Source organism: Streptococcus sp. DD04 (assembly GCF_001578725.1).
Lineage (GTDB): Bacteria > Bacillota > Bacilli > Lactobacillales > Streptococcaceae > Streptococcus > Streptococcus sinensis.
Genome location: NZ_KQ968978.1, coordinates 18,429 through 29,959 on the forward strand (window position 1 = coordinate 18,429; position 11,531 = coordinate 29,959).

Annotated in this window: 18 protein-coding genes; 16 read left to right on the top strand and 2 right to left on the bottom strand. The window is 33.9% G+C overall.

The window, feature by feature from the left end:
- The first annotated feature begins 161 nt into the window (after nt 1–161).
- From STRDD04_RS05175 to STRDD04_RS05200, 6 genes are all read left to right on the top strand, one after another.
- Complete coding sequence (locus tag STRDD04_RS05175; RefSeq protein WP_062199932.1) at nt 162–365, top strand: helix-turn-helix domain-containing protein; 204 nt, start codon at nt 162–164, stop codon at nt 363–365.
- A gap of 182 nt (nt 366–547) precedes the next feature.
- The gene (locus STRDD04_RS05180) at nt 548–871 is read left to right on the top strand and encodes a type II toxin-antitoxin system RelE/ParE family toxin (RefSeq protein WP_062199934.1); all 324 of its coding nucleotides are present in this window, start codon (nt 548–550) and stop codon (nt 869–871) included.
- 12 nt (nt 872–883) lie between these two features.
- Nucleotides 884–1,201, top strand: a complete 318-nt coding sequence (locus STRDD04_RS05185) for a helix-turn-helix transcriptional regulator (protein ID WP_062200573.1) — start codon at nt 884–886, stop codon at nt 1,199–1,201.
- 31 nt (nt 1,202–1,232) lie between these two features.
- Entirely contained in the window at nt 1,233–1,574 is a 342-nt protein-coding gene (locus tag STRDD04_RS05190) for a type II toxin-antitoxin system RelB/DinJ family antitoxin (protein WP_062199936.1), read from the top strand.
- Complete coding sequence (locus STRDD04_RS05195) at nt 1,555–1,848, top strand: type II toxin-antitoxin system RelE/ParE family toxin (RefSeq protein WP_231853888.1); 294 nt, start codon at nt 1,555–1,557, stop codon at nt 1,846–1,848. Before STRDD04_RS05190 ends, STRDD04_RS05195 begins: the two co-directional genes overlap by 20 nt.
- 29 nt (nt 1,849–1,877) lie before the next feature.
- The gene (locus tag STRDD04_RS05200) at nt 1,878–2,255 is read left to right on the top strand and encodes a hypothetical protein (RefSeq protein ID WP_062199938.1); all 378 of its coding nucleotides are present in this window, start codon (nt 1,878–1,880) and stop codon (nt 2,253–2,255) included.
- 248 nt (nt 2,256–2,503) lie between these two features.
- Here the strand turns inward: STRDD04_RS05200 and STRDD04_RS05205 are convergent, their stop codons facing one another.
- Nucleotides 2,504–3,379 carry an ImmA/IrrE family metallo-endopeptidase gene (locus STRDD04_RS05205; RefSeq protein ID WP_062199940.1) on the bottom strand — a complete coding sequence of 292 codons (876 nt, stop codon included), beginning with the start codon at nt 3,377–3,379 and terminating at the stop codon, nt 2,504–2,506.
- Nucleotides 3,376–3,723, bottom strand: coding sequence for a helix-turn-helix domain-containing protein (locus STRDD04_RS05210; protein ID WP_062199942.1), 348 nt, complete (start codon nt 3,721–3,723; stop codon nt 3,376–3,378). The genes STRDD04_RS05205 and STRDD04_RS05210 overlap by 4 nt, the downstream gene beginning before the upstream one ends.
- A 1,084-nt stretch (nt 3,724–4,807) precedes the next feature.
- Between STRDD04_RS05210 and STRDD04_RS05215 the strand changes: the two genes are divergently transcribed.
- From STRDD04_RS05215 to STRDD04_RS05260, 10 genes are all read left to right on the top strand, one after another.
- Nucleotides 4,808–5,230: a helix-turn-helix domain-containing protein gene (locus STRDD04_RS05215; protein WP_082757347.1), complete on the top strand. Its 423-nt coding sequence runs from the start codon at nt 4,808–4,810 to the stop codon at nt 5,228–5,230.
- On the top strand, nt 5,230–5,529 hold the full coding sequence (locus STRDD04_RS05220) for a hypothetical protein (RefSeq protein ID WP_062199944.1): 300 nt from the start codon (nt 5,230–5,232) through the stop codon (nt 5,527–5,529). The genes STRDD04_RS05215 and STRDD04_RS05220 overlap by 1 nt, the downstream gene beginning before the upstream one ends.
- A gap of 132 nt (nt 5,530–5,661) precedes the next feature.
- Nucleotides 5,662–5,994, top strand: coding sequence for a hypothetical protein (locus STRDD04_RS05225; RefSeq protein ID WP_156469053.1), 333 nt, complete (start codon nt 5,662–5,664; stop codon nt 5,992–5,994).
- A gap of 169 nt (nt 5,995–6,163) precedes the next feature.
- The gene (locus STRDD04_RS05230) at nt 6,164–6,460 is read left to right on the top strand and encodes a hypothetical protein (RefSeq protein ID WP_062199948.1); all 297 of its coding nucleotides are present in this window, start codon (nt 6,164–6,166) and stop codon (nt 6,458–6,460) included.
- Between the two features lie 18 nt (nt 6,461–6,478).
- Nucleotides 6,479–6,952: a hypothetical protein gene (locus tag STRDD04_RS05235; protein WP_062199950.1), complete on the top strand. Its 474-nt coding sequence runs from the start codon at nt 6,479–6,481 to the stop codon at nt 6,950–6,952.
- Between the two features lie 20 nt (nt 6,953–6,972).
- Complete coding sequence (locus STRDD04_RS05240) at nt 6,973–8,703, top strand: FtsK/SpoIIIE domain-containing protein (protein WP_062199952.1); 1,731 nt, start codon at nt 6,973–6,975, stop codon at nt 8,701–8,703.
- A gap of 272 nt (nt 8,704–8,975) precedes the next feature.
- Nucleotides 8,976–10,250 (top strand): replication initiation factor domain-containing protein, encoded by a 1,275-nt coding sequence (locus tag STRDD04_RS05245; protein WP_062199954.1) that lies wholly within the window; start codon nt 8,976–8,978, stop codon nt 10,248–10,250.
- Nucleotides 10,251–10,634, top strand: a complete 384-nt coding sequence (locus tag STRDD04_RS05250) for a hypothetical protein (RefSeq protein ID WP_062199957.1) — start codon at nt 10,251–10,253, stop codon at nt 10,632–10,634.
- 162 nt (nt 10,635–10,796) lie between these two features.
- Nucleotides 10,797–11,021: a hypothetical protein gene (locus STRDD04_RS05255; RefSeq protein WP_231853889.1), complete on the top strand. Its 225-nt coding sequence runs from the start codon at nt 10,797–10,799 to the stop codon at nt 11,019–11,021.
- A 56-nt stretch (nt 11,022–11,077) separates the two neighbouring features.
- Nucleotides 11,078–11,446: a hypothetical protein gene (locus tag STRDD04_RS05260; protein WP_062199959.1), complete on the top strand. Its 369-nt coding sequence runs from the start codon at nt 11,078–11,080 to the stop codon at nt 11,444–11,446.
- The last annotated feature ends 85 nt before the right edge of the window (nt 11,447–11,531 follow it).

Below are 11,531 nucleotides of genomic sequence, written 5' to 3' on the forward strand. Positions count from 1 at the left end.
TTGAGAAAAAATATAGTTTATTTTTAAAATGGGGCAAATGTGGGGCAGAGACATAAAATTCTAGGTTGGTAATTTATTCTAAAATCATAGAGAAATTTATAAAATAAAGGAGATTAAGGATTTAGTCTCTTTTATTATGTAAATATTTTTGGAGAGGTAAAATGAGTGTATTTTCAGATAGACTAGCTGAGCTTAGAAAAAAACGAGGGCTAACACAGCAACAAATAGCAGATGAACTTAGTGTCAATCGTGTCACATATACAAACTGGGAAAAAGGTAACAGAGAACCTAGCCTTGAAAACGTTGTTAAATTAGCACATATATTAGACGTTGCTACTGATTATCTATTGGGGATGGTAAAATAACTTAGAAAGAAATTGATTCGATCGTGCATATAGGTAATAAGTCCTTTAACCGAACGATTTTTTGGCTGCGGAGCCCTTAGGAGCATTCAGGAGATGAATATTTCAATGGGAGTTACATTATATTATAAATTATAATATGAAATATAATAGACATTATAATACCTATTTGGTATAATTGGTTTATGGAAATATTTGCAGAGAGCCAAAAGCTAATGAAAATATTGGCTGATGATCGAAAAATTCTAAAAGAGTTTGGAAAAGATAGATTGCCTAAAATAAAGCAAAGACTTTTGGAGTTTGAAACAGCTAGGACATTATCGGATTTATCTTATTTACCACCTACACGTCTGCATCAGTTAAATGGCAGTAGAGAATCGCAATTTGCTGTAGATATTGGTGCAAATTGGCGAATCACTTTTTATGGTTATGATGAAAATGATGAGCAGACAGTAGATAAAGAAGAGATAGTAGCAATTTCCATTATTGCGATAGAAGATTATCATTGAGGAGGTACGATGATGTTGAATAGGAATAATAAAGTTCATTTTGCGGTTACAACATCAGCTGCAGATACACTATTAGAACTGTTAGAATATTATAAAATTCCGCAACAGGATTTTGCGGATAGACTAGGGGTGTCTCAGAAGCATGTTTCTGATTTGTTGAATCGGAAAAAATTTTTGAATGCTGATTTAGCGCTTAGAGTCCAGAGGGTTACAGGGATTCCTGCAGAAATGTTGTTAGGAATGGATATGAAGTATAAATTAGCTCAAGGGATAAGTGAAGCAAGTGATAAAACAGAAAAATACCTGCAGGCTTACGATTGGGTAGTGTGACAGGAAAGGTAATAGAAAAGTAGGTGATTTTATGTCAACAATTGCTGTTCATGTAGATGAAAAATTGAAGGAAGAAGCCACGAAGTTATATAGAGAATTAGGTTTAGATATGACAACGGCTATAAAAATGTTTTTGACACAGAGTGTCTTAACTAGAAGTATTCCATTTGATATAAAATTAGATAGTGATTTTAGTTTAGAGCTTAATTCAGGAGATTATATTAGAACTCGTGATATAATAGAGTACAATCAAGAAACGCAAGAGGCGTATCAAGATTATATGAAAAAGTATCAAGAGAAAGGGATTGATCCTAGTTCGGAAAGTGTTGAGGAATTCTTTTCAAGGATGGTAGATGAACATGCTGACGTATGAGTTTACTAATCGTTATGAGAAAGATTTAGCTAGAATTATTAAACGGGGCATAGATATAACTCCGATTAAGGTAGCGGTTAGGAAAATTATTAATAATGAAGAATTAGGATATGAGTATAAGAGGCATGTTTTAGAGCCTAAGAAGAGGATTCCGAAATTATGGGAAATTCATATAGGCGGTCGTAACTCAGATTTGTTGATGATTTATTATTATTTGGAGAAGGGTACACACGTTGTTTTTGACAGGGTAGGAACTCATTCGGATTTGTTTTAAAGGATGAATGTTGAAGAAAAGGTGATTGAATGAAAAAAACATTGTATTTGTTAGTTACACTATTTGCCTCAGCAATTTTTTTGGTTGCTTGTTCTTCTAAGCAGAGTATAGATGGGGTTTATTATCGTTTAGAGGTTTCTTCTGAAAATGAAGATAAAGTGGAGTATGATGGCATTGATCCTGAAACAAAGTTAGAAATTGATGGAAGTGAAGGAACTTATTGGTATGGTTCTAAGGCTATGAAAATTCATGTAGATCAAGAAAATCAGACTATTACAAGTAAGTATAAAAGTTTTTCTTATCAAAGTATTCCGAAAGATAAGATGCTTGTTTTAGAAAATGGACAAAAAACGGTTTACTTAGTAAAAGAAAATTCTCCGTTGTATAATCAGTATAAAGATAAATGAAGAGGCTAATATTTAGCCTTTTTGACATTTCAGGGATAAAAAATAACATTTCAGGATTTTTAGTTATATTTCTAATGTGGGAATGGTAAACTAAGATTATGAAAGAAGAAATGATATTTGATATAAAACGTATTGCAGAGAGTTTGAATAGGCACAATTCAAATGATGAATTAAGGAGTGCGATTTTTAGGTTACGAATTAGGATAGATAATTTAGAAATGACAATTCATGAAAGGTAGAAAAGAGGACTAATTGCTAGCCCTCTTTTGTGTTAGGTCATAATGGATGAGTTTTGCTTTTCTTAAACTTTCTTCTTCTGTGAAAAAGTCTTTATGCCAGGAGTAGAAGATGGCTAAGCCTTGATTGTAGTAGGTTTTGACTTCGATATTTTGCAGAGCTTGTATTGTTTTTTGAAATTCGAGATCAGAGAGAGAAGGAATTTCTAATTGTGTAAGAAAACCTTTTGTATTGATAAGTATTCTAAGTTTATCTACATTGTCGATATAGACATTTTCGTATTCTGATATAATTTTATCTTTGAGAGAAGCGAAAATTTTTATAATAGGCTTGTTAGAACCTGTAATATAGCTTTTAACGAGTTTTTGAGCAGTACTTGAAGGAATTCTCCCCTGGTGTATTAAAAGCTCATTTAAGCGTAGTTCAAAGGCTTGTGTAGAGACTTTTAGTTCAAGTTTTGTTTCTTGGAAAGTCTTTTTTTGATAGAAAATTTTTGTAAGTAGTACAATATCTGGCATGAGAATGAAGGATGAAAAGTAATTAGCTTCTTTCTCTTGTTGGTCATTATTTTGAGTATTTTCTGCGAATACAGTTCCAGAATGTTGTAAGATTAAATGCCCTAGTTCGTGGCATTTTGTAAAATTTTGTCTGGTTGGAATACTAGAAACTTCGTAAGAAAAAGAGATGCCTAGATTATCAATTAGGGTTAAGCCTAAAATAGCCTCGTCTGAAAAATGATGAGGCAGTAATTTGATTTTATGCTTTTTTATAATGTGATTGAAATAATTTTCAAAAGTATAATTGATTTTGGAAATATTATATAACTTAATAAAAGAATAGAGTTCTTTTTTTGCGATTTCCCAAACTTTGAAATAAGTTTCTGTCACTGGTCGTTTTCCTCAAAGGCTTTTCTTCTAATTTCCATAAATTCTAAGAGTTCTTTTTGAAAGGTCTCTTTTTGTTCAGGAGTCATATTTTTTGAAGTTTTGCGGAATAGAAGTTCTACATTTGATAGTTGATCTTCTGGATTTTTGAGTTCAGAATTGCCTAGAAGATAATCAGTTGAAACATTAAAAAATTGTGCTAATTTTTCTAATGTGTCTTTTGAAGGCTGGCGACGTCCTTGTTCCCATTGTGCGTAAGTTGGTTGTTTTATATTGAAATGGTCTGATATATTTTTTTGGGTTAGACCAGCTTCTTTTCTTAGAGATTTGAGGCGTTCAGTGAACATATTGAGCCTTTCAAAAATTTTTTATTTTTTTTAAAAAAAGGGTTGACATATAAGTCGAATGACTATATAATATAAATATAGTCAAACGACTTACATAAGTGATTGTTTGATTATAGTGAAATAAACACTTAATAAAGAAAAAATATTTTATTGTATTTAATCTTTTTAAAAGAGTTAGTTCTTTGATAATTAAATAAAAAGTGCGTCTGAAATCTGAAGTCCAGACTGCAAACACACCAATAAAACGTAGCAGTTTTATTATACATTAAATAATGACTTTTGTCAAAATGAGTTTCGTCTCGGTACGAGAGTTAAAAAATGTAAATTGTGTTGATGGATGGTAGGATGATTCGGGGGTATATAGATTTATTGGAGTTAAGTTTAGTTTTGATAACAAAAAAGACCAGTCTTCGACTAATCTTTTTGTTGATTATAAAAGTTATTGATTTCAATAGTTACGTTAATCTTTGTTGATTTGTTTGTCTTTGAAAATAATAACTTTATTAGAAAATAAATTATCTTGACCATAATCATTGTTATGGTAAAATTGGACTAGAATTTGGCAAAACTATGATAATTTATTTTTCTTAAACGAAACTTAACTCCAATAAATCTATATATGAAGTACTAAGGTTTCTGCTAGTTAACCTGTGTAGAGCGAAGAAACTAGAACTGCTGGCTTGGTGAGTCGAAGATGATGCTTGTTATCCTTAGAGAGAGATAAGGGCGCAAGTTGATTGGGCGGGGTGTAAGATGCAATAACTATATTGTATTTTGCTGATGGTGAAAGGTGATATTTTGTATCATTGAGTAATCGAAGTGAGTAGTCATGCTGTGAAGCATTATGAAAGCTAGTGTGCGAAGATATGAGCATACAAATATTCTATAAACTAATAGCTAGTTTATTGATGATACGTAATGGCTTTTGTGCTGTAAAATTGATGGCTGGCTTATTAGTTTGTAAGAGATTATTTAGAGTAAGTAGTTTCTTATAAGCTGATAAGTCAGAGTTGTAGATGGTATGTGTTCTAAGACGGTTGGCTCCCAAACCGTCTTTTTTGTTTGTATTGAAAGGAAATTACATATGGAAAATACTCTGGGGAATCGCTTAAAAGGTATTCGTGAGGATCGGAATAAGACGAAAGAACAGGTTGCTAATTATTTAGAAATCCAAGTTCGAGCTTATCAAAGATATGAGTCTGGTGAAAGAGTACCTGATTTAGACAAAATGAAATCTTTAGCTAGGTATTTCAATTGTACTTTAGACCATCTTGTTGGGATGGATATTTCACGAGAGAAGAATTATGTTGACCGTGACCAGGTGCTTGATTTTTCAGAGATCATGAGTATGGGTTATGATAAGAAGTTTGCTTATGGTTTAGTAAAGCAGATTATTGATCATCAGTCAGAAAGTGAAGTAATTCATGTTTTTGAAAATGAAAATAAAAAATATGTGACTAAAGAAGAAGTTCGAGAGTTACTTGAAGGTTTTTTGGAGAAGTTGTAATGGATCTAAAGAATGTTTTTAATAAGTGTCTATTATATAGATGTTTGAAGAGCTTGAAAAAAGGAAAATATGTGACTCTTTACTTTGAAGAGGAATATTTGATGGTTGTAGAAACACTCAAGAATAAGAGTCGTTGTTATTATTTAAGCTTACCAGAACCTCTATTATTGACGATTCGAAATAATTTCAGGGAAGGTTCTTTTTTGATTGCAGATGGTCGTGTGAGTTTAACGATTTACCGTTTCATCTTGTCTAAAAAGCGTTCTTGGGGAAAGGTATTGATACGAAGTTATTCGTAGAAATAGATAGATGATTATTGTATATAGTTTTTTAATTTTGAGTCTTCTATGGCTCGTTTTTTTGTATTCAATGCTAGTAGTTTCAAGTCGAATTTCGAGATATGAAGAAAGCATTGTGGTTGAAGATTAGAGTTGGGAATTTTAGGAAAGGAGTCTGTTATTGGTACTTTGAAGATAATAAAAAAGGAAAGGTATGAGACTGGTGTTAAAATACCATCTTATGTATATTCTATAGCAGTCCTTGATTTGAAGGAAGAATGTTATTATCCAGTTTATCCTTTTGCCTTGACAGAAAGTGATAAAAAATCGTTGTTTGAGTTTATTTCTTTATATAAAGAAGAATTGTTAGCTTATTATAAAAAGAGAAATTCCATTGGTTTTTCTTTTAGTCTGTATGGTTTTAATACAGGGGCTAGAGAAAGATTTAAGGAGTATTGGTATCAGAAAGGGGTAATCATCACATAATATAATAGTAATTTATTAGGCCATCAAAATTGTTTGATGGTCTTTTTATTTAACATGTCGAAAGGATTGAAATTTGAATATAAGAAAATGGAGGGCACGTTCGCCTTCTTTTTATTTGCAATAGTTTTATAAAAAAGATTTAGAAAAAAGTAGAAGAGGTATTTGTAAAATGAAACAAGAAACATTGAAACTAAAACCAGATTTTATTGGAGAAGCAATTTATGATGGTTTTGAAGCTGGGCCAACTCACATGGATGGTCAAAAGGGGTCTTATACAAGACATCATTTGTTCAATGAAAAACATGGTGTTTTTCATGTAATTACAGCGGCATCTGTAGCCGTTATTCCGCAAGGTTCAATGGTTAAGATTGAAGATCCTTTGTTGTATGTTGACTATGGTGTGAATGGACGGAATGTTGAGCCTGCCAAGAATGTGTGGGCTAAAGGTTTAACAGTTTTGAAATAGAAAGAAGGGATGTATTAGATGGCTAAAATTGGACTAGAATTTGGACAAAAGATTAAGATTGCTGATAAGGAGTATCGTACGTTCTCCGATGGTTTAGATGAAAAGGCTATTTTGGGAAGTCTGTCTTGGCGTCGATTGGAAGAACCAGTATTTTATACTGAAGATGATACTACGAAGCAGCCTGATCGTTATGGGGTATATCCTCAAATGTCAACTGGTGAAGTAAAATGGAATGATATCACTGTATTCTCTGATGCTCAGAAAGCACCTATTTTTGTGTCTATCGTTAATATGCCACGGCATGCTATTGAAGATTTGAATTTGAAACTTGGTGATGTAGTTGAATTGGAAGGTGTGGTGATTACCTGGAGCAATGTTGCAGGTGGTACATACAAAATTTTTGCGGATGGTATTAAGCGTGTAAATAATGCGCAGCAGGTAAATGTACCAAAACAGCCTGAAAGCAAAGGTAAGGAAGAACATAAAGGATAATATTTTAAAGGAGGTATAGAATGGCTATACGGCTGCTTCCTCAATATCGTGGTGTAAGGGTACGTCCTTACATGCGGTATATGAACTATATTATTTTTGGGTTCTTGTTACTTCCATTTTTAAGTGGATTAGTCTTTTATGTGTATTTGTATATTGAAGATTATCAAGCGTTGAATTGGTCACAGATTGGTTTAACGCTTTTTTTGTTGGTCTTATCATTGTTATTGTCTGTATATTTGACTTGGTTTCTTCAGGAGACAACACCATTTTTTAAAAGATTAGAGCGGTTAGGAAAATTAGCTTTTTTTCTTTTTGAAAATAAGTATGTTTATGAAAAGAAAAAAGCTAATTCTCAAGGTCATTCTGTTAAGTTTCCGAAAATTTATCTCCAACAGGGGAAATATGATCTGGCAGTTCATTTTAAGATGGCAGGAAATAAATTTCAGGATAAATTCAAGAAGATTGGTGGAGCTTTGGAAGACACTTTCTTTATGGATTTTATGGAGACTTTGGATGAACCGAAATATAAGGTGTATAGGTTAGCTTATTCTGCTTATTTGAATAGGATTACGATACCGGAAGTACACTGGGATAAAGATAAAGGCGTGGAGCTGATGAAGGGCTTTTATTGGGATTTCATTAGTGATCCGCATTTGCTTGTTGCTGGTGGTACTGGTGGTGGTAAAACAGTTCTTTTACGTTCTTTAATATTGGCTTTGTCTAAAGTTGGCGTTGTGGATATGTGTGATCCTAAGCGGGGTGATTTTGCGACTATGAGTGATATTGAAGCTTTTAAAGGTCGTGTTGTTTTTGAAATTCCTGACATTGTTTCACATTTTGAAAAAGCAGTTGTTATTATGATGGCTAGATATGACTTTATGCGTGCTGAAATGAAGAGGCACGGGCATAAGGATATGAAAAAGTTTCATGAATATGGCCTAGAGCCTTATTTCTTTGTGTGTGATGAATATAACGCTTTGATGGCTATGTTGTCCTATAAAGATCGAGAGCGTGTTGATAATGCTATCGGTCAGTTCCTGCTTTTAGGCCGACAAGCTGGATGTTTCGGCATTCTAGCTATGCAAAAACCATCTAGGGAAGATTTAGGTAGCAAATTGCAGTCTAATATCAACTTTAGGATCTCTGTTGGTCGGTTGGACGAAATGGGATATGATATCCTTTTTGGTTCTGAAAACCGCAACAAGGAATTCAAGTATTTAAAATATCTTGGAGGAAGAAGAATTTATGGTCGTGGTTATGCAGCTGTATTTGGCGAAGTAGCTAGAGAATTTTACTCACCTTTGTTATCGAAAAAATTTTCATTTTATGATGAATTTTCTAGGCTTTCACGCCATGAAAACCAGTTTGATCCAACGGAGAATAACCAGGTTTCAACGGATATTATTCATGATGAAGATTTGTTGCAATTTGCTGAGTCTGTTTCTGTAGACTTACCAGAGGTAGAGTTGCCAGAAATTGTGAGTGACTCTGAATTTGAAGAAATGGAAGAAATGCTGATGGAAGAAGATAAAATTGGCGCTAAACAATTATCTAAAGATTTAGGTAAGAGTTTGTCTCAGGTTGTGAAATTGGTTGCTCTTTTGGAAGATGGGAAATACTCCTCTTTTAGTCGTGAGGGTGGAGAAATACTTTTTTCTCAGGATCAAGTGCAGCTAATGGAGCGTTTATTTGAGAAGAAAGAGTCTGGTTCTCAGACTTGGAAGGAGCTATTGGCTGATTATTTTGGTTAGTGGTGGAAGAGCTAAGGTGAGGCAGCTCTTCCCAGCTGTAGATAGGTGCAGGGATAGGTCTGGGCGTAGCCCAGACCGTCTATCCCGTGTGCACCGACCATCTATAGCTGGGAAGGGTTGTCTCAACGAACAACCCCCAAAACCTAATAGGGGGGTAGAAAAACGAAAAACGTGCATGACAACCTTACCTAACGCTAGGTAGCTCAAGGGATTGCGAGATTTGAAAAGTGTGTCATTTTCGTAAAAAAAGCGTGTCACAAAATGGAGAAAAAATGGCAAAAGACAGAATTATTGATGGAAAACATTTAAAAGACTTACGAAAAGCAACAAATTTGACTCAAAAACAATTTGCGGAGCTTGTTAATATCAATGTGAGAAGTTTGAGAGCTTATGAGTCTAATCAAAGAGGCTTGACTTCAACACGTTTTCGAGAAATCAAAAACTCTTTGGGTTATGTATCAGCTAAAAAAGATGCGTTAAGGGTCATGATTGACTACCTGAGAATTACATTCAAAGAGGTACGTGACTTAGCGTATTTCACGGAAACATATCTCTTGTGCGATTTGAAAGAGTTTGTGTCTGAGGATACAAAGTTGATGGCTTATAATCACTTATTTAGAAGGGGTGACATTTGGATTTTTGATTATGTAGATAAGAACCTCACAGGAAATTATCAAATTACAGTTCAAATGTCAGGTCAAGGTTGCCGTCAGATGGAGTTGGTTTTAGAGAATCATAACAAGAGTTGGCATGACCTTTTATCTAAAATGATTTTTGATCGAAAAGATATGAAGGTGACAAGACTTGATGTTGCAATGGATGAAATGTACCAGGGGCAAGAGAATGAGTCGGAACATTTCCTGTTATCAGATATGATTACGAAAGTCTATCATAACGAGGTCGTTTTTGATAAGTTGAAGACTTGGAGTCATATTGGTGGTGGCGGTCTTGGTTTTCAGAATGAATTTGAAAAAGAGGAAGCTAGACAAGGTATATCCTTATATTTTGGTAGTCGTCAAAGCAATTTGTATTTCAACTTCTATGAGAAGAGGTATGAAATAGCTAAGAAAGAAAAGATGAGTCTGTTTGAAGCATTGGAAGTCTTTGGAATCTGGAATCGGTATGAATTACGCTTTGCTCAAGAAAAAGCACATAAGGCAGTTGAAGAATATGTTTATGGAGTGGATCTAGCAGAAATTGCGAAAGGGATTATCAATAGTGAAATTCAAGTTTATGGTGAGAGAAATTCTTATGGTGCATTTCTTCCTGATCGAAAATGGCAGAGACTTTTTGGTGGTGTAGAGCCAATGAAATTATCAGTTCAACCTGAACCATATAGTATAGGACGTACAATCAGTTGGCTGACTTATGCAGTTTCAAATAGTTGGCTTATGGTTAGTGAGTATGACAAGCTTATGAACACGAACTATATCCAGATTATCTTGGATTCAGGTGAGATCACTGACAAAGAAAGGAAGATTCTAGAAACTTTGAAGCGGCAGTCTCGAAGCAAGAGCAAAGAAGAACTTTTAGCATATGAGGTGTAAATGAAAGCTGCAGCAATTGAGAAATACTTAGTCGAGCACATTGATAAACTTGACTATGTTGTTGAGGATGTGGTTTTAAGACTGCCTGATTCGAGTTTTTATGATCCAGAAATTCAAAATGAGTGTTTTAGAGAACAACGTTTAAATTTGAAAGTGTTACAAAGTAAGATGAATTCTTTTGCTTATCGTACTGATAAGAATGCGAAAGTGGCATATAATCAAGCGTTAGCAGGATATACACGAATGTTAAAAGAGCTTGCAGAAAAGAAGCGTGAATCAATGAAACAGGAATTGTTGCTTGCTTCCGATGAGGAAAAGGTAGCTCTTTTGTATTTGATGATTTATAAAAATAATTTGCTAAAGCGGCTAAGAAAGTATAAATGAGGTAGGATATGAAATCGGTTAGGTCGCCGACTAGTCATTAAATGTTAATGAACTACGAAAATAAATAAATAATCAAAAAGAAAATGGAGAAATAAAAATGGCTGAAAATAAAAAAGAATTGATTAAAAAATTAAAGGTACTTCTCAAGAATTTGGTGAGCTTTTGGAATCAAACAAATTTGAAGAAGCGTTTGATATTGCGAACAAGTTGAATACCTTGTTAAAAGACGATCAACTAAATGATTTTACGGGTCGAGAGCTTTCTGAAGCTGGTATTTTGGAGATGCAGGATGAATTGAAAAAATATTGGTGGGCGAATGGAGAAATGCGAAAATTCCAAGGTATTTTGCGGAAACGTGGTAGCAGGTTCTCTGAGCTTGCAAATTAGTAGTAGAGGAAAAGGATTCGATTCCCTTTTTCTTTTTTTAAAAAAGGAGTCAAGAAATGGCAATAAAGGTTATTTATAATACTTACATTGAGATCTGTGGGGATTACATGTATGGGAAGCATTTTCTGGATTTACCAGAATCTATTCAGAGTGCGATTGATGAATATTTTGATGGTCAGGAGATTGATCAGTATGGTTTTGGGAATCCTGACAATATGTGGGTTAATTCTTATGTTTCGTATGATAATCGAGAATTGCTCACAGACACAATCAATATGTTGTCTACTGAGGAATTTGAAGAGTTACTTCAAGAAGAGCGGCTTGAAGAATATATCGAGAAACATAGAGAGGAAATTGAGGAGCGTATTAGTGACTCTTATGTATTTTTGGGATATGCTGCTGGAGAGTGGCATGTATTTCAGTAGTGGAGGTAAAAAATGGTGACTGTTATAAAAATGTGATAAGATAGAAAGACAAACTATAAAAAAAGTCAATAATTTCGTCTGACAT